Source organism: Streptomyces sp. NPDC058534 (genome assembly GCF_042717365.1).
GTDB lineage: Bacteria > Actinomycetota > Actinomycetes > Streptomycetales > Streptomycetaceae > Streptomyces.
In genome coordinates, this window is the sequence record NZ_JBHXNW010000017.1 from 58,264 (window position 1) to 74,357 (window position 16,094).

18 protein-coding genes are annotated in these 16,094 nt (G+C 73.1%); 3 read left to right on the forward strand and 15 right to left on the reverse strand.

The genetic code is table 11. From position 1 onward, the window contains the following. Positions 1 to 102: 102 nt before the first annotated feature. Positions 103 to 378, reverse strand: a complete 276-nt coding sequence (locus ACFWR9_RS13350) for a DUF6158 family protein (protein ID WP_383840204.1) — start codon at positions 376 to 378, stop codon at positions 103 to 105. Positions 379 to 438: 60 nt separating this feature from the next. On the opposite strand from ACFWR9_RS13350, the gene ACFWR9_RS13355 reads away from it, so the two are divergent. Beyond that, on the forward strand, positions 439 to 1,560 hold the full coding sequence (locus tag ACFWR9_RS13355; RefSeq protein WP_383840207.1) for a Vms1/Ankzf1 family peptidyl-tRNA hydrolase: 1,122 nt from the start codon (positions 439 to 441) through the stop codon (positions 1,558 to 1,560). Positions 1,561 to 1,585: 25 nt separating this feature from the next. Here ACFWR9_RS13355 and ACFWR9_RS13360 read toward each other — a convergent pair whose 3' ends face one another. Further along, positions 1,586 to 3,205, reverse strand: a complete 1,620-nt coding sequence (locus tag ACFWR9_RS13360; protein WP_383840210.1) for an ATP-binding cassette domain-containing protein — start codon at positions 3,203 to 3,205, stop codon at positions 1,586 to 1,588. 124 nt (positions 3,206 to 3,329) lie between these two features. Here ACFWR9_RS13360 and ACFWR9_RS13365 point away from each other — a divergent pair, with 124 nt between their 5' ends. Then, positions 3,330 to 4,838 (forward strand): bifunctional phosphatase PAP2/diacylglycerol kinase family protein, encoded by a 1,509-nt coding sequence (locus tag ACFWR9_RS13365; protein ID WP_383840212.1) that lies wholly within the window; start codon positions 3,330 to 3,332, stop codon positions 4,836 to 4,838. 89 nt (positions 4,839 to 4,927) lie between these two features. Then, the gene (locus ACFWR9_RS13370) at positions 4,928 to 5,746 is read left to right on the forward strand and encodes a class I SAM-dependent methyltransferase (RefSeq protein ID WP_383840215.1); all 819 of its coding nucleotides are present in this window, start codon (positions 4,928 to 4,930) and stop codon (positions 5,744 to 5,746) included. A 30-nt stretch (positions 5,747 to 5,776) separates the two neighbouring features. Here the strand turns inward: ACFWR9_RS13370 and ACFWR9_RS13375 are convergent, their stop codons facing one another. From ACFWR9_RS13375 to ACFWR9_RS13435, 13 genes are all read right to left on the reverse strand, one after another. Next, entirely contained in the window at positions 5,777 to 6,070 is a 294-nt protein-coding gene (locus ACFWR9_RS13375; protein ID WP_383840218.1) for a gas vesicle protein K, read from the reverse strand. Position 6,071: 1 nt separating this feature from the next. After that, complete coding sequence (locus ACFWR9_RS13380) at positions 6,072 to 6,254, reverse strand: gas vesicle protein (RefSeq protein ID WP_122618943.1); 183 nt, start codon at positions 6,252 to 6,254, stop codon at positions 6,072 to 6,074. Next, positions 6,251 to 7,060: a GvpL/GvpF family gas vesicle protein gene (locus tag ACFWR9_RS13385; protein ID WP_383840221.1), complete on the reverse strand. Its 810-nt coding sequence runs from the start codon at positions 7,058 to 7,060 to the stop codon at positions 6,251 to 6,253. Before ACFWR9_RS13385 ends, ACFWR9_RS13380 begins: the two co-directional genes overlap by 4 nt. Next, a complete protein-coding gene (locus ACFWR9_RS13390; protein WP_383840224.1) occupies positions 7,057 to 7,383 on the reverse strand; it encodes a gas vesicle protein in 327 nt (108 codons plus the stop codon). Before ACFWR9_RS13390 ends, ACFWR9_RS13385 begins: the two co-directional genes overlap by 4 nt. Beyond that, positions 7,380 to 8,543: an SRPBCC family protein gene (locus ACFWR9_RS13395; RefSeq protein WP_383840227.1), complete on the reverse strand. Its 1,164-nt coding sequence runs from the start codon at positions 8,541 to 8,543 to the stop codon at positions 7,380 to 7,382. The genes ACFWR9_RS13390 and ACFWR9_RS13395 overlap by 4 nt, the downstream gene beginning before the upstream one ends. Further along, positions 8,540 to 9,250, reverse strand: coding sequence for a DNA primase (locus ACFWR9_RS13400; RefSeq protein ID WP_383840230.1), 711 nt, complete (start codon positions 9,248 to 9,250; stop codon positions 8,540 to 8,542). Before ACFWR9_RS13400 ends, ACFWR9_RS13395 begins: the two co-directional genes overlap by 4 nt. Then, positions 9,247 to 9,510: a gas vesicle protein GvpG gene (locus ACFWR9_RS13405; protein ID WP_383840233.1), complete on the reverse strand. Its 264-nt coding sequence runs from the start codon at positions 9,508 to 9,510 to the stop codon at positions 9,247 to 9,249. Before ACFWR9_RS13405 ends, ACFWR9_RS13400 begins: the two co-directional genes overlap by 4 nt. 4 nt (positions 9,511 to 9,514) lie before the next feature. Continuing rightward, positions 9,515 to 10,288: a GvpL/GvpF family gas vesicle protein gene (locus tag ACFWR9_RS13410; RefSeq protein ID WP_383840236.1), complete on the reverse strand. Its 774-nt coding sequence runs from the start codon at positions 10,286 to 10,288 to the stop codon at positions 9,515 to 9,517. Then, a complete protein-coding gene (locus tag ACFWR9_RS13415) occupies positions 10,285 to 10,728 on the reverse strand; it encodes a gas vesicle structural protein GvpA (RefSeq protein ID WP_383840239.1) in 444 nt (147 codons plus the stop codon). The genes ACFWR9_RS13410 and ACFWR9_RS13415 overlap by 4 nt, the downstream gene beginning before the upstream one ends. A gap of 63 nt (positions 10,729 to 10,791) precedes the next feature. Continuing rightward, positions 10,792 to 11,175, reverse strand: coding sequence for a gas vesicle protein (locus ACFWR9_RS13420; RefSeq protein WP_383840242.1), 384 nt, complete (start codon positions 11,173 to 11,175; stop codon positions 10,792 to 10,794). Positions 11,176 to 11,280: 105 nt separating this feature from the next. Then, positions 11,281 to 12,216 (reverse strand): non-homologous end-joining DNA ligase, encoded by a 936-nt coding sequence (gene ligD, locus ACFWR9_RS13425; RefSeq protein WP_383840245.1) that lies wholly within the window; start codon positions 12,214 to 12,216, stop codon positions 11,281 to 11,283. Then, complete coding sequence (locus ACFWR9_RS13430; RefSeq protein ID WP_383840248.1) at positions 12,213 to 14,060, reverse strand: transketolase; 1,848 nt, start codon at positions 14,058 to 14,060, stop codon at positions 12,213 to 12,215. Before ACFWR9_RS13430 ends, ligD begins: the two co-directional genes overlap by 4 nt. Beyond that, positions 14,057 to 15,985, reverse strand: coding sequence for an FAD-dependent oxidoreductase (locus ACFWR9_RS13435; RefSeq protein ID WP_383840251.1), 1,929 nt, complete (start codon positions 15,983 to 15,985; stop codon positions 14,057 to 14,059). The genes ACFWR9_RS13430 and ACFWR9_RS13435 overlap by 4 nt, the downstream gene beginning before the upstream one ends. Positions 15,986 to 16,094 lie beyond the last annotated feature (109 nt).

Sequence of the window (16,094 nt, forward strand, 5' to 3'; positions counted from 1 at the left end):
TTTTTTTATCACGACCCGCGCCGGGCCGCGCGGGGGGCGGGGGGGTGGGGCCTCCGGCACGGGCCGCCCCCCCCCGGGGCGGGCGGCGCCGCCGCCCGGGGCCTAGCTTCCGGGGGTGGGGGCTTGGCCGCAGCCGCGTTCGCGGGCGCCCTCGCGGGTGCGGCCGGGGGCGACCGGGCGCCGTGGGTTGCGGCGCAGCCACTCGCCCTCCAGCCGCGCCATGCGGTCGTTGTGGGCCCGCAGCGCGTCGTTCGACCCGTAGAGCAGGGTGTCGTGGCGGGTGCGGTGGATGGTCTCCAGCTCCTTCATGAGCTGCTGGTCGTCCAGGCGGCCCGGGTCCACTCCGGTCATGGTGTCCCCTATGTCGTGTTCGTTCATGCGGTCCGGGTACCCGCCCCCGGAGCACTACCACCCCCGAGCGCCACCCGGGAGAGCGCCATGGATCTCGCGTTTCTGCATCCCCTCTACGAACACCAGGGGCCCTGGGCCTCCGTGTACGTCGATCTGTCCCGGCACACGGAGGACACCGCGCACGAGCGTGAGCTGACAGCGGCCGCGGTGGCCCGGGAGCTGGCGGAGCAGGGCGCCGACGACGCCACCTGCCAGGCGGTGCGGGAGGCCGTGGACGAGCTGCGGCACGCCTCCGACCCGCACGGCCGGGCGCTGTTCGCGTGCGCCGGACGGGTGGTCCTGGACCCGCGGCTGGCCCGGCCCCCGTACGGCGGGACCACCGCCGACTGGGCACCGCTGCCGCACGTCGCCCCGCTGCTCGACCTGGCCGGCGAGGACCCGGTGTGCGTGGTGGCGTACATCGACCGCAAGGGCGCCGATTTCGAGCTGCGCGGCGCGCTGGGCAGCTCGGACGCGGGCGGGGTGACCGGCCGGCAGTGGCCGCTGCACCGCACGAGCAGCGCCGACTGGTCGGAGCGCCACTTCCAGCTGCGGGTGGAAAATGCCTGGGAGCACAACGCGGCGGAGATCGCGGACGCGCTCGCGGTGTGCCAGGAGGAGACGGGCGCCGACCTGCTGATCCTGGTCGGCGACGACCGGGAGCGGCGGTCCGTGCACGAGCGGCTGCCCAAGCGGCTGCAGGAGCGGATCGCCGAGGCCTCGCGCGGCGCCGGCAGCAGGCTCCTTGACGACGAGGTGGAGGGGCTGCGCGAGGACCACGTGCGCTCGCGCGCGCGGGAGGAGCTGGACCGGTTCCTGGCCGCCCGGGCACCCGACGACGAGGGCCGGGCGGGCGCGGCCGAGGGCGTGCCCGCGCTGGTGGAGGCCGCCCGGGAGCACCGCATCGACGAGCTGCTGGTCATCCCGGACGCCCCCGACACCCACCGCGAGGTGTGGATCGGCGAGGACGCCGACCAGCTCGCGGTGCGCCGTACGGAGCTGAAGACGCTCGGCGAGCAGAACTCCTGGTCGGCCCGGGCGGACGACGCGCTGCTGCGGTCGACGGTGATGACCGGCGCACCGGCGGTCTCGGTGACGCCGGCGCTGCCGTCGGAGGCCGCGGCCAAGGCCCCGGTGGGCGGTCTGGGGGCCCTGCTGCGCTGGAAGTGACCGGGCGGGCCGGTTCCTGAGGGCCCTATCGGGCCCGCTCCACCCGCCGCTCGTCCCAGACCGGCTCCGGCGTCTCACGGACGCGGCCGTCGCTGCCGAAGACCAGGTAGCGGTCGAAGGAGCGGGCGAACCAGCGGTCGTGGGTGACGGCGAGGACCGTGCCCTCGAAGCCCTCCAGGCCCTCCTGGAGGGCTTCGGCCGATTCCAGGTCGAGGTTGTCGGTCGGCTCGTCGAGCAGCAGGGCGGTGACGCCCTGCAGTTCCAGCAGGAGGATCTGGAAGCGGGCCTGCTGGCCGCCGGAGAGCCGGTCGAAGGTCTGCTCCGCCTGGTGGGTCAGCTCGTAGCGGCGCAGCCTCGACATGGCGGCGCCCCGGTCCTGGGCGTGCTCGGACCACAGGATGTCCAGAAGGGTCCGGCCGAGCAGTTCCGGGTGGGCGTGGGTCTGCGCGAAGTGTCCGGGCAGCACGCGCGCCCCGAGCTTCCAGTTCCCGGTGTGCGTCACGTCGTCGCCGGCCAGCAGCCGCAGGAAGTGCGACTTGCCGGAGCCGTTGGAGCCGAGGACGGCGACCCGTTCGCCGTAGAAGACCTCCAGGCCGAAGGGTTTCATGAGGCCGGTGAGTTCCAGTTGCTCGCAGGTGACGGCACGGACGCCGGTGCGGCCGCCCTTGAGGCGCATCCTGATGTCCTGCTCGCGCGGCGGCTCGGGCGGCGGTCCGGCCTCCTCGAACTTGCGCAGCCTGGTCTGGGCGGCGCGGTAGCGGGAGGCCATGTCCGGGCTGTTCTCGGCAGCCTGACGCAGCGTCAGCACCAGCTTCTTGAGCTGCGCGTGCTTCTCGTCCCAGCGGCGGCGCAGTTCCTCGAAGCGGGCGAAGCGTTCGCGGCGGGCCTCGTGGAAGGTGGTGAAGCCGCCGCCGTGCACCCAGGCGTCGGCGCCGGCGGGTCCGGGCTCCAGGGAGACGATCTTCTGGGCGGCGCGGGCGAGGAGTTCCCGGTCGTGGGAGACGAAGAGCACGGTCTTGCGGGTCTCGGCGAGCCGCTCCTCCAGCCAGCGCTTGCCGGGCACGTCGAGGTAGTTGTCCGGCTCGTCGAGCAGCAGCACCTCGTCGGTGCCGCGCAGCAGCGCCTCCAGGACCAGCCGCTTCTGCTCACCGCCGGACAGGGTGCTCACCCGCCGCCACTGGGCCTTCTCGTACGGCACGCCCAGCGCGGCCGTGGTGCAGATGTCCCACAGGGTCTCGGCCTCGTAGCCCTGGGCCTCGGCCCAGTCGGCGAGCGCCTGCGCGTAGCGCATCTGGGCGGCCTCGTCGTCCACGGTCATGAGCGCGTGCTCGGCGCTGTCCACGGCGCGCGCCGCCTCGCGGATCCGCGGCGATGCGACGGACACCAGCAGGTCCCGTACGGTCGTCTCGTCCCGGACGGAGCCCACGAACTGCCGCATCACCCCGAGGCCGCCGCCGACGGTGACGGTCCCGCCGTGCGGCTTCAGCTCCCCGGACAGCAGCCGGAGCAGGGTGGTCTTGCCCGCGCCGTTGGGTCCGACGAGGGCCACGACGGCCCCCTCCCCCACCCGGAAGGAGGCGTCGCCGAGCAGCGCCCTCCCGTCGGGGAGGTAGTACTCCAGGTGCGCTGCTTCGAGATGACCCATGGCACCGGATTGTGCGGCTCCGGCCACGCCCCGGGCAAACCGATTACGGCGGGCCCGGACGGCGCCGGGGGACGTGGCGAGCGCCACCGGCAGGAAACGGCGCGCACCGGGTAGGCGGGTGGGCATGAGCCCCGACGTAGACCTCACCGCCCTGACGCCCGGCCCGCACCCCCTCCGCAACGGTTTCCTGCGGCTGGACCAGCGTGCGTTCGAGGCCGTCGCCGCCCGCACCTGGCCGGGCGCCGACCCGCTGCTGCCCCGGCTGAGCCGTTCCGCCAACCACGGGGTGCTGTGGTTCGGGGTGGCCGCCGCCCTGGCCGCGTCCCGCACCCCGCGGGCCCGGCGCGCCGCCGCCCGGGGCCTCGCCTCGCTGAGCCTCGCCTCGCTGACGATCAACACCCTCGGCAAGCGCTCGGTGCGCCGGTCCCGCCCGGTGCTGGACCCGGTGCCGCTGGTCAGGCAGTTGAAGCGGCAGCCGATCACGACGTCCTTCCCGTCGGGGCACGCCGCGTCGGCGGCCGCGTTCGCGACCGGGGTCGCGCTGGAGTCCCCGGCATGGGGCGCGGCGGTGGCCCCGGTGGCCGCCGCGGTGGCCCTCTCCCGCGTCTACACCGGCGTCCACTTCCCGAGCGACGTACTGGCCGGCGCGGCTCTCGGGGCGGGGGCCGCGTTCGCCGTACGGAGCCTGGTGCCGACGCGCGCCCAGCACACCCCGCCGGCCCGGCCGCGCGCCGAGGTGCCGGCGCTGCCCAAGGGCGAGGGTCTCGTGATGGTCGCCAACGTCGCCTCGGGCACCTCGGACCGGGTGCGGGCGCTGTGCGACGCGCTGCCCGACGCCGAGGTGGTGGAGTGCGAGCCGGAGGACATCCCGGCGGAGCTGGAGAAGGCGGCGGACCACGCCCGGGTGCTCGGCGTGTGCGGCGGCGACGGCACGGTGAACGCCGCGGCCGAGGTCGCCCTGCGGCACGGCCTGCCGCTGGCGGTGCTGCCCGGCGGCACGCTCAACCACTTCGCCTACGACCTGGGCGTGGAGGACGTGCGGGATCTGTGCGGGGCGCTGGAGCGGGGCGAGGGGGTGCGGGTGGACGTGGGGCGGTTCGTCTCGGGCGGGCGGCAGGGCGTCTTCCTCAACACCTTCAGCCTCGGCGTCTACCCGGAGCTGGTGCGTGAGCGGGAGCACTGGTCGTCCAGGATCGGCGGCTGGCCGGCCGGGGTGCTGGCGGCCGTGCGGGTGCTGCGCGCGGACCGGCACCCGCTGGAGGCGGAGGTGCGCGGTCGCCGGCGCCCGCTGTGGATGCTGTTCGCGGGCAACGGGACGTACCACCGCAGGGGCCTCGCCTCGGGCCGCCGGCTCGACCTGGCGGACGGGCAGCTGGACGTGCGGGTGGTGCACGGTGGCCGCCGGCCGGCCCTGCGGCTGCTGTCCGCGGCGCTCGCTGGTCCGCTGACCCGCTCCCCGGCCCACGCGGCGGTGCAGGTGCCCCGGCTGCGGCTGTCGGGGGTGGCGCCGGGCACGCTGATGGCGTTCGACGGTGAGCTGACGGAGACCGAGGGCGACCTGACGCTGGAGAAGCTGCCGCAGGCGCTCACGGTGTACCGGCCGCTGCCCGGTGAGGGCGGCCTGCTGTCCTGACAGGTCGTCAGTCCGAGATGTGAAACGCGGGTCTCATCATTCGGCGGTCGGGCGTAACGTGATCAGACCGTCGGGAGAGGGGATCCACCATGCCGAAGCCGCGGGAGACCGCCGTCTACACGCACGGGCACCACGAGTCCGTGCTCCGCTCGCACACCTGGCGCACCGCCGCCAACTCCGCCGCCTATCTGCTGGGCTCCCTGCGGCCCGACATGAGGGTCCTGGACATCGGCTGCGGGCCCGGCACCATCACCGCGGACCTCGCGGCGCTGGTCCCGGACGGGCACGTCACCGGCGTGGACCGGGCCCCGGGGATCGTCGAACGGGCCCGGGCCACGGCGGCGGAACGCGGGCTCCGCAACACCGACTTCGCCGTGGGGGACGTACACGCGCTGGACTACCCGGACGACACGTTCTGCGTGGTCCACGCCCATCAGGTGCTCCAGCACGTGGGTGACCCGGTGGGGGCGCTGCGCGAGATGAGGCGGGTGGCGCGGCCCGGCGGGATCGTCGCCGTCCGCGACTCGGACTACGGAGCCATGACGTGGTACCCCGCGTCCCCGGGCATGGACGACTGGCTGGACCTGTACCGGCGGGTGGCCCGCGCCAACGGCGGCGAGCCGGACGCCGGGCGCCGGCTGAAGGCGTGGGCGCTGGAGGCGGGGTTCACGGACCTCACGGCGACCTCCGCGACCTGGACCTTCGCCACCGCCGAGGAGCGGGAGTGGTGGAGCGGCCTGTGGGCGGACCGGACCCTGGCGTCCGCGTACGCCGACCGCGCGACCGCGGGCGGCCACGCGACCACCGAGCGGCTGCGGGCCGTCTCGGCGGCCTGGCGGGAATGGGGCGAGCGGCCGGAGAGCTGGTTCAGCGTGCTGCACGGAGAGCTTCTGTGCCGCAAGGGGTGAAGAAGGGGTGAGGCCGCGGCCCCGGGAGACTCACTCCCGGGGCAGCAGCGGTCCGAGCGGTCCGAGGTCCAGGTTCAGGTCCTCGGGCCGCAGTCCGTAGCGGTCGCGCAGTTCGGTCATGCGGTCGTCGAGGAGCATCAGGGTGAGTCCGATCCGCTCCTCCTGGTCCTCGCTGAGGTCACCCTCGTCGACCCGGCGCAGCGCCTGGCGTTCCATGAGCTGGCGCAGCAGCTCGACGACCGTCAGCACCAGTTTGAGCAGGTCGCGCTCGACCGTGTCGGGGTCGAGGTCGAGGCGTTTGCGGGGCTCCGGTTGTTCAGTCACGTCAGTCCCCGAACGGCGATGGAACGTTGCTGTTGACCGAGCTGATCAGCGCGTTCAGATCGATGCGGACCAAGTCGACGTCCGCGATGCGCAGCGTGACGTCGCCGGTGATGACGACGCCGCCGGCCAGCAGCCGGTCGAGCAGGTCCACGAGAGCGATCTCCCGGCGTTCTACGACGGTCACGTACCCTCCCCCGGCTCTTCCTCAGCGGTGTCCTCTCCACCGGCGGCCGCTTCACCGGCGAAGGAATAGGCGGCCCAGGGGCCGGTGAGCTCCACGCGGATTCCCGGGACGTCGTCCTTTGTCCGGTCGATCCTTTCCACGAACTCCTCGGAGGCGTCACGCCGCACCAGGTAGGCGGCGTTGAGGACGTTCCGTCCGGCGGCACCGGACAGCCGGGGATTCTGCGGCGCGTGCAGCCGCGCGTCGTCGGCCAGGGAGGACAGCGTCGAGTGCAGACCCGTCGCGAACTCCTCGGCCCTCGACCACAGATCCTCGTTCGCCCGCGACTGCCGGCGGCGCTGGCGCAGGTAGTCCCGGCCCGAGGCGGGCTTGGGGGCGGGCTCCGCCGGCGCGGCCGCCTGCTCGGGCTCCGCCTCGACGTACACCTTCACGCCCCACTCCACCCGTCCGTCCAGCCGGCCGAGCGTGTTCCGGAAGGCCTCCTCGCGCTGCTCCATCATCATCCGTACGCCGCTGTCGTCCCGGAAGACGGTGGCCAGCCGGAGCGGCAGCGGCGTGGTGACCGCGGTGAGCGCGTCGATCACCTGCTGGTGGGAGCGGGCCGTGGCGGCCAGCCAGTCGAGGTCCTCCAGGTGCGCGCGCAGGGCCTCCTCGCTGAAGTCGGCCTCGGGCACATGGCTGACGACGGCGACCAGGTCGCCGTGGACCAGCAGCCGGGGCGGGTCGCCCGCCACCCCCGTGAGCTGGGACTGGAGGGCCGCGCCGAAGGGGCGGCAGACGGCGTAGACGTACCGCAGTCCGGTCACGGTGCCTCCCTCGGTACGCGGCCCGGGTCCAGCTCACGCAGGCGTTCGCGCAGCTCCGCGTTCTCCCGGGTGAGTTCGTCGCGCCGGGCGCGCGAGGAGAGCGCGGGGTCGCTCTCCCACCAGTCGATGCCCATCTCCTTGGCCTTGTCGACGGAGGCGACCACGAGCCGCAGCTTGATCGTCAGCAGCTCGATGTCGAGCAGGTTGATCTTGATGTCGCCCGCGATCACGATGCCCTTGTCGAGCACCCGCTCCAGGATGTCGGCGAGGTTGGCGCTCTGTCCCTGGCCGTAGGGCTCGGGCAGCCGGCTGGGTGTGGTCATCGACGGCTCCCGCGGCCGGCGTCCTCGTACTCCTCACGGGACGCGTCCTCGCCCTCCTTGTCGTCCGCCTCTTCCTCGTACTCGCCCTCCGGCTCCTCCTCGTCCTCGTCCTCCTCTTCCTCGTACTCGCCCTCGGGCTCCTCCTCGTCCTCCTCCTCGGGCTCCTCCTCGTACTCGGCGTCCGTCTCGCCCTCCTCCTCGGCGTCCGGCGCCTCCTCCTCGCCCTCGTGCTCCTCCTCGCCCTCGCCCTCGGGCTCCTGCCCCTCTTCCTGCTCCTGCTCCTCCTCCGCCACGGCGTCCTCGTGGCTGCGGACGACCTCGCCGTCGCGGATCTCGCCGCGCCAGCCGTCGTCGGCCTCGCCCTTGAAGGTGATGTGACGGACGTAGTTCTTCAGGTCGAGCCGGGCCCTGCGGCCCTGGGCGCGCCAGATGTTGCCGGTCTTCTCGAACAGACCCTTGGGGTAGTACTCGATGACCAGGATCACGCGGGTCATGTTGTCGGCCAGCTCGTGGAAGCTGACGACGCCCTTGGTCGTGCCCTTGGCGCCCTCCGACGTCCAGGAGATCCGGTCGTCGGCCACCTGCTCGGTGGTCTTCGCCTTCCAGCTGCGGTTGGACCAGAAGACCTTCAGCTGCCAGTCGGACGTCGTGTCGTCGGCGCGGTTCGCGCTCTTGACGCCCTTGGCGAAGGTGCTGAAGTCCTGGTACTGGGTCCACTGGTCGTAGGCCGTGCGCACCGGCACGCCGACGTCGACGTACTCGATGATGACGGTCGGCTTCTGACCGCCGCCGCCCTTCTTCCGGCCCTTGCCGCCGAAGAGGCCCTTGACGGCGCCCACCACGTTGTCCTTCACCTTGCCGGCGCCGACCTCGAGCGCGGCCCGCACCGGGCTCTTGCCCTCGGCGAGCTTGCGTCCGCCGTCGAGGGCGAGCTTGGCGAATCCGGGGCTGTTGCCGTCGGCTATGTCGTTGAGCTTGCCCGTGGTCTCGCCGAGCTTGCTGCCGACGCCGGTCAGCAGCCGCGTGACCTGCGCGGCGAGGTAGTCCTGCACCTCCGCCTTGAGGCGGTCCGCCGCCTCGCTCTGCGCCACGTCGGCCAGGGGGTTCTTCTTCGCGGCCTTGCCTGCCTCGGAGGCCGCGGATCCCAGGGTGTCGGTCATCGCTCACCACCGCCCTTCGTCTGCCGGGTGGCTCCGCGGGCGGCGCTCCTGGCACCGGCCGTCTTCTTGCCGGCCGCCTTCTTGCCGGGCTGGGCCCGCTTCGCCGCGGTCTTCTTGGCGGGTGCCTTGGCGGCCGCCTTCTTCGCCGGCGTCTTCTTCGCGGGCGCCTTCCTGGCCGTCTTGCGCGCGGCGGGCGCCGCCTCGCGCCGGTCCTCGTCGCGCTCGGCGCGCTCGTCCTGCTCGTCGTCGTGCTCGTCGTGCTCGTCGTGCTCGTCGTGCTCGTCGTGCTCGTCGTGCTCGTCGTCGGCGCGCTCGTCGGACTCCGCGTACTCCTCCGAGTCCTCCGAGCCCTCGGAGTCGCTGGAGCCGACGCCCGGAACCTGGGACGTCACGCCGGAGAGCTGGTCGCGGACCTCGGCGGTGCGCCCGTGCAGCCGGTCGGCGAGCGCGTTGATCTGCCGCTCGACCATGGCGCCCGAGGCCGCCTTGCCCACGCCCCGCAGATCCGTCTGGATCTGGTCCCCGATCTCCTTGAACTGGGGGTTGTTCTGCAACTGCGTACTGACCAGCTCGGCGATGCCCTTCGGGGTCAGGTTCATCTTCTTGCCGGCCACCATGGTGCCCACGGCGACCGCCAGTTTCAGCTTCTTCGTGCGTCCCAGCAGATATCCGGCCCCTACCGCGAGGCCCAGTCCCACTCGATTCATGGTGCCGTCCCTTGGCCCAATCCCGCGCTCGTGCGCGAAGCGATCTCCAGCCGGTCCAGAAGCTCGTCCTCCTGTTGGTCGAACTCCTCCTCAGTGATCTCTCCGGACTCCAACTGCTGTTCCAGACGGGCTAGTTCGGCCCGGACCGTGGCGGGGTCGTAGTAGATCCGCTCGGCCTCGTTCATGACCTGTCTGATGGCCCACCCGCTGGCGCGCGCCGGGGCGAGCGGCAGCAGCAGGACCTCCGAGATCAGTCCCACGTCCTCACTCCGTTCCGACATCCATCCCGCCGGCCGCGGTGCCCGCGGGCGCGGCCGGGCCGGGCTCCACGAAGCTGTACGGCGGCAGCGGGCCGTTCACCCGCACCTCCAGGTGCGGCATCTCCCCGCGGGCGCGCTCCACGGCGGCCAGGAACTCCTCGGCGGATTCCCGCTTCACCAGGAACGACACGTTGGCCAGCCAGCCGGTGGACTCGGGGCCCACGCTCACCGCGTCGGCGCCCGCCTCCAGGGCGCGCTCCAGCGTGGTGGCGTCCTCGGCCTCCTTGCCCTTGACGGCGGCCGCGACCATCTCGCCGAGCTGGATCTTGTTCTCGTAACTGCCGCCTCCCGCCTGCCGGTTGGCGTCGGCGAGGGCCCGGATCTCCGGGTGCTGGGCCATCACGTGGTGCAGTACGGCCTCCTCGTCGTGGGTGGCCTTGATGTTGTACTCGACCCGGCCGTCCAGCGCCCGGAGGCGTTCCTCGTAGTGTTCGGCGCGCTCCGCGAGCACCCCGGTCACCGCGCTGTCGTCCGGGGCGACGCTGCCGAAGCGCATGGGCAGCACGCAGCCGTCGGCGCCGACCTCGCTCAGCACGGTCTGGTGGGCGAGCAGCTCCCTGCGCTTGGGCCGCAGCCCCTCGGGCGCGTCGCTGACGACGGCCGCCAGCCCGCCCTCCTTCAGGATCCGTATCCCGCGCGGCGGGTCGCCGACACCGCCGGTGCCCTCGGGGAGCGAGGGATGCGCGCCGGCGGTGATGCCGTAGACGTACGTACTCACTCCTGCTCCTCCTTCCGGCGCGAGGCGGCGGTCTTGCGGGCACGCGGACGCGACGTGGTCTCGCGCTCGCGCCCGGAACCGTCCTCGTCACGGGCCTGCGTGAACGCGTCGGAGATCGTCTCCGCCGCGCCGGACAGCGCGCCCTTGGACTTGCCCTTGGCGCCGGACTCGGTCATCTTGCCGACCAGGTCGGGCAGGCCGGGGTCCTTGCGCGGACCGGCCTCCAGGTCGAGCCGGTTGCACGCCTCGGCGAAGCGCAGATACGTGTCCACACTCGCGACGACGACACGGACGTCGATCTTGAGTATCTCGATGCCGACCAGGGAGACGCGCACGAAGGCGTCGATGACGAGCCCCCTGTCCAGAACAAGCTCAAGCACGTCATAGAGGCCACTGCTGCCGCCTCCACCGCCGGACTGTTGTGCCGGTACGACAGTCATGCTTGCTGTTCCTCCATCATGGTTGTGGGTGTGGGTGTGGGTCCGCTGCGGCAGGTGGGCCGCCTAGCGTCCGCCGGAGCCGCGCGAGTCGGCCCGGCCGCGCTCGTAGCGCCTGACGCGCCGGTAGCCCGTGAGCTGCCCCTGCGAATCGAGCTCCACCTGGTAACTCCCCATCAGGCTCATCGTGTCGGGAACCCGCTGGAGTTCGAGGACCTCGACCTCCAGGACCCAGCCCTCCTCCGTCTGCTCGAAGGACGACACGGATTCGGCTGTCATGCCGGTGAGCTCCGCGAGCTGAGCGCGTGCCTCGCGCAGCACCTCCATGGGCCGGGGCCCGCGGGACTCGTGTGACTCCTGGTGTGACTCCTGTGACTTATGTGACTTATGTTGTTTTCGTGAACTGTGTTGTGAGCCTTGCGATTCGGACGTGTTGTTCGTGTTCGTCATGGCCACCTCTCATACCGGGTGGCCGCAAGGATGTTCGCCAAACCTCCATGGACGCGTGCATGTGCCACGCGCCGACGTGACCTGGCACGCCGCGGCCGGGACGACTCAGCCGCGCAGCGCGTTCAGCCGTCGCCGGGCGGGGCCCAGTGCCCGGGGGCGGTTCATGATCCCGGCCCAGGGCCGGGTGCGGGCCTGCTCGACGGCGTCCGCGATCGTCCAGCGGCGGGCGTGCAGGGCGGGGTCGTCCAGCTCGTCCCAGGAGATGGGCGTGGCCACGGGCGCGCCGGGCCGGGCGCGGACGGTGAAGGGCGCCACCGCGGTCTGCGCGTAGGCGTTGCGCTGGATGTCGAGGTAGAGCCGGTCCCCGCGGTCCTTCTTGCGGGCGGCGGTGGTGAGCCGGTCCGGATGGGCCGCGGCCAGGACCTCGGCCGCGTCCCGCGCGAACTCCCTTACCTCGTCGAAGTCCTGACGTCTCGTCAGGGGGACCACGACGTGCAGCCCCCGGGATCCGGTGGTCATGAGCGCCGAGGGCAGCTTCAGCCCGTCGAGCAGCTCGCCCACCAGCCGGGCGGCCTCCCGGACCGCCTCGAAGTCGTCGTCACCGGCCGGATCGAGGTCGAAGACCATCCGGTCCGGCCGGTCCACCTGCCCCGCCCGGGACAGCCAGCGGTGCAGGGTGAGGGCGGCCTGGTCGGCGAGGTAGACGAGGGTGGCCGAGTCGTCGCAGACCGTGTGGCAGACGGTGCCGCCCTCCTTGCCGACCTCGACGCGGCCGACCCACTCCGGGTAGTGCTCCGGAGTGTTCTTCTGCATGAACCTGGGCCCGTCGACGCCGTCGGGATGCCGCTCCAGCATGAGCGGGCGCCCCCGCAGGTGCGGCAGCATGAACGGGGCGACGGCACGGTGGTAGTCGACGAGATCACCCTTGGTGTACTCCGGCGCGCCGCCCTCACCCGCGGGGAACAGCACCTTGGCCGGGCGGTGGACCTCCACCGTGTGGCGGCCGGCCCGCACGGTCCGTGCGCCGTCGTCCCCACTCACGGAACGATCGCCTGCTCCACCAGCATCCGTCCGGCCGCGGCGATGGACTCGGCGTCGATCCCCGCGGCGTGCAGTTCCTCGGCGGGGGTCGCGGAGCCCGGCATCGTCCCGACGGCGAGCCGCACCAGCCGGGGCACGGGCCGACCGTCGCAGAACGCGTCGAGGACCGCGTCGCCGATCCCGCCCTCCTGGCGGTGGTCCTCGACGCTGACCAGGCAGCCGGTCTCCTCCGCGGCCCGGCGCAGGGTGGCGCGGTCGACGGGCTTGACCGAGTACAGGTCGATCACCCGGACCGGGATGCCGTCCCCGGCGAGGGCGTCGGCCGCGGCCAGCGCCTCGTGCAGGGTGACGCCGGCCGCCACGAGGGTGAGCCGGTCGCCGTCGGAGGAGCGCAGCACCTTGCTGCCGCCGACCGGGAACTCCTCGTCGGGGCCGTAGACGACCTTGCTCTCGCCGCGCGAGGTGCGCAGGTAGCGGACGCCCTCCAGGCCCGCCATCCCGGCGACCAGGCGCGCGGTCTGGTTGGCGTCGCACGGGTACAGCACGGTCGAGCCGTGGATGGCCCGCATCATCGCCAGGTCCTCCAGACCCATCTGGCTGGGCCCGTCCTGGCCGATGGCGACACCCGCGTGGGAGCCGACCAGGTTGATGCCGGCGCCGCTGACGGAGGCCATGCGCAGGAAGTCGAAGGCGCGGGTCAGGAACGCGGCGAAGGTGGTGGCGAACGGCACCCAGCCGCGTGCCGCCATCCCCACGGCCGCGGCGACCATCTGCTGCTCGGCGATGTAGCACTCGAAGTAGCGCTCGGGGTGCTCCTTGGCGAAGAACTCGGCGCGCGTGGAGTCGCCCACCTCGCCGTCGAGGGCGACGACGTCGCCGCGGGCGGTGCCGAGCGCGGCCAGCGACTCGCCGAAGGCGTTGCGGGTGGCGACCTCGTCGCCCAGCTCGTAGCGGGGCAGCTCGGTCTGCCCGGTGCCGGTCGAGTGCAGCGCCCGCGCGTCCTCGGGTTCATGCACCGTGACCCGCAGGTCGCGCGGGCCGCCGAGTTCGGCGACGGCCTCCTCGGCGTCGGACAGCGGCTTGCCGTGGTGGCCCTCGCGGTCCTCCACCGCCTTGACGCCCTTGCCCTTGAGGGTGCGGGCGATGACGGCGGTGGGCTGGCCCTTCGTGGACAGGGCCTCGCCGTAGGCGCGGTCGACGGCGTCGACGTCGTGGCCGTCGACCTCGATCGTGTGCCAGTCGAAGGCGCGGAAGCGGCGCGCGTACGCGTCGAGGTCATGGCCGTGCCGGGTGGGTCCGCGCTGGCCGAGCCGGTTGACGTCGACGATCACGGTGAGGTTGTCGAGGTGTTCGTGCCCGGCGTGCTCGGCGGCCTCCCACACCGATCCCTCGGCCATCTCGCTGTCGCCGCACAGCACCCACACGCGGTAGTCGTTGTGGTCCAGCCGCTTGCCCGCGAGGGCGATGCCGACGCCGACGGGCAGGCCCTGGCCGAGCGAACCGGTGGCCGTCTCGACCCACGGCAGCCGCTGCGGCGTGGGGTGGCCCTCCAGGCGGCTGCCCGCCTTGCGGAAGGTGAGCAGTTCCTCGTCGTCGATGGCGCCGGCCGCCTTGAAGGCGGAGTACAGCAGCGGCGAGGCGTGTCCCTTGGAGAGCACGAAACGGTCGTTGCCGGGGTGGGCGGGGCGCGCGAAGTCGTAGCGGAGGTGGTTGGCCAGCAGTACGGCCATCAGGTCGGCGGCGGACATCGAGGACGTCGGGTGCCCGGAGCCGGCGGCGTCCGCCGCCCGTACGCTGTCGACGCGCAGTTGCTGTCCGAGGTCGACGAGTTCACCGGTGTTCATGAGTCTCCTTCCACGCTGCGGCCGTCGGTGCGTTTGACCGGGCCGGGGGCGATGTCGGGTCCGGGGGGCGGCTGGTTCTCCGGGGGTTCGGGCCCGGGGTCGGCGGGCGGACCCGCGGCCCGGCTCGGTCCGGACGGGGCGACGGACCGACCTCCGCCGGACGCCCGGGACGCCTTGCGCGCCTTGCCGGAACCCCGGGCAAACCCCGTACCGCCGCCTTCCCCGGCCCGCCGCGGCTTGCCGGCGGCACGGGGCGGGTGCGGCTGGTTCTTGGCGGACTCCCCGCCCGGCTGGTTCCTCGCGGGCTCACCGCCCGACTGGTTCCTCGCAGGCTCACCACCCGGCTGATTCTTGGCGGGCTCACCACCCGACTGATTCTTCGCAGGCTCACCACCCGACTGATTCTTCGCAGGCTCACCACCCGGTTGATTCTTGGCGGGCTCACCGCCCGACTGGTTCCTCGCGGGCTCGGTGCCGGGCCCGCGCTTCGCGGAGTCGCCGTCGCGCCGCTTCTGCGTGGGCTCACCGTTCGGCGGGCCCTCGACGGGCTCGGCGGGCTCGGCCGGCTCGGCGGCGGGGCGGTTTCCGGGTGTCGCCGGGGCCTTCCCGGGCCGTTCCGGCCGGCCCGCCACGCGTGCCACCTCCGGTGACGCCGACTCCAGCGGCACCGACCAGGAGCGGACGAGGCCCAGCTGCACCGCCTGACGGGGCAGCACCGCGTCCAGCAGCCAGTCCGCGGCCACCCGGACGCGGTTGCCCGGCATCGCCGCGAGGTGGTAGCCGCGGGTGACCGCGCCCGCCGCGGGGCCGGACATCGGCAGGCCGAGGGGGTTGGCGGCGGCCTTGGCCCCGCCGAGGTCCACGACGAACCCCAGGTCACGGTGGCGGTAGGGCCGCCGCTCGCCGATACCGAGCGACGCGGCGACGTTCTGCGCGCACACCTTGCCGTGCCGCCAGGCGTGCTGCGCGGTCATCGGCGTGAACTGGCCGGGCCGGGTCAGGTCGGGCACCGCGGCCACGTCTCCGCAGGCGAACAACTCGGGGCGGCCCGGTGCCTGGAGGTGCGGGTCGACGAGCAGCCGGCCGCGTTCCATGGGCAGCCCCAGGGACTCGACCAGCGGGTCCGGCCGCACCCCCGCGCACCACACCAGCGTGCGCGTGTCGACGCTCGTACCGTCGGTCAGCACCACCCCGTCGTGCGTGGCCTCCTTCACCGAGGTCCCCATCCGCACGTCGACGCCCCGCTGCCGCAGCACCCGCTCGGCGGTGCGGGAGAGCCGTTCGTCCATCTCGGGCAGCACCCGGGGCGCCACGTCCAGCAGCATCCAGCGGGGCCGCATACCGGTGCGCATGGGGTGCTTGCGGACCTGCGCGTCGGTGTACATCGCGCCGTGCGCGGCGACCTCGGTGCCGGTGTATCCGGCGCCGACCACGACGAAGGTGCACCGCGCGGCGCTCTCCTCGCGGTCGTCGGCCGCGGCGGCCAGCTCCACCTGGCGCGTCACGTGGTCGCGCAGATACAGCGCCTCCGGCAGCCCCCGGAAGCCGTGGGCGTGCTCGGCGACGCCCGGGACGGGCAGCAGTTTGTTGACGCTGCCCGCGGCGAGCACCAGCCGGTCGAAGGACAGGGTGCCCTCGCCGCCCTCGGGCCCGGTGTAGCGCACGGTGTGCTCGTCGAGGTCGATGCCGTCGGCCTCGCCCAGCACCAGCCGGACGTGCGGCAGCGAGTCCGAGAGGGACACGGTGACCCGGCGCGGTTCCAGGATTCCGGCGGCCACCTGCGGCAGCAGCGGCAGGTAGAGGAAGTAGTCGGTCGGGTTGAGCAGGGTGATGTCGGCCTGGTGCCGGGTGAGCCGGGACAGGGTGCGGGCCGTCCGGTACCCGGCGAAGCCGGCACCGACGATCACGATGCGGGGTCGGCTCACGGTTCGCCTCCGGGCTGTCGCGTACCTCGTGAGCCTTCCGCGTCCCCTTGACCAGGGCACCCAAACGTCCGCGAGGAAGCCGCCGCGCCGCCGGTTCTCCGCCATACGC

Bases quoted from the DNA above. Each gene is read 5' to 3' on its own strand.
- ACFWR9_RS13355 (WP_383840207.1), top strand. From the start codon at position 439: ATGGATCTCGCGTTTCTGCATCCCCTCTACGAACACCAGGGGCCCTGG.
- ACFWR9_RS13400 (WP_383840230.1), bottom strand. From the start codon at position 9,250: ATGAATCGAGTGGGACTGGGCCTCGCGGTAGGGGCCGGATATCTGCTG.
- ACFWR9_RS13415 (WP_383840239.1), bottom strand. From the start codon at position 10,728: ATGACTGTCGTACCGGCACAACAGTCCGGCGGTGGAGGCGGCAGCAGT.
- ACFWR9_RS13360 (WP_383840210.1), bottom strand. From the start codon at position 3,205: ATGGGTCATCTCGAAGCAGCGCACCTGGAGTACTACCTCCCCGACGGG.
- ACFWR9_RS13350 (WP_383840204.1), bottom strand. From the start codon at position 378: ATGAACGAACACGACATAGGGGACACCATGACCGGAGTGGACCCGGGC.
- ACFWR9_RS13395 (WP_383840227.1), bottom strand. From the start codon at position 8,543: ATGACCGACACCCTGGGATCCGCGGCCTCCGAGGCAGGCAAGGCCGCG.
- ACFWR9_RS13420 (WP_383840242.1), bottom strand. From the start codon at position 11,175: ATGACGAACACGAACAACACGTCCGAATCGCAAGGCTCACAACACAGT.
- ACFWR9_RS13390 (WP_383840224.1), bottom strand. From the start codon at position 7,383: ATGACCACACCCAGCCGGCTGCCCGAGCCCTACGGCCAGGGACAGAGC.
- ACFWR9_RS13370 (WP_383840215.1), top strand. From the start codon at position 4,928: ATGCCGAAGCCGCGGGAGACCGCCGTCTACACGCACGGGCACCACGAG.
- ACFWR9_RS13430 (WP_383840248.1), bottom strand. From the start codon at position 14,060: ATGAACACCGGTGAACTCGTCGACCTCGGACAGCAACTGCGCGTCGAC.
- ACFWR9_RS13365 (WP_383840212.1), top strand. From the start codon at position 3,330: ATGAGCCCCGACGTAGACCTCACCGCCCTGACGCCCGGCCCGCACCCC.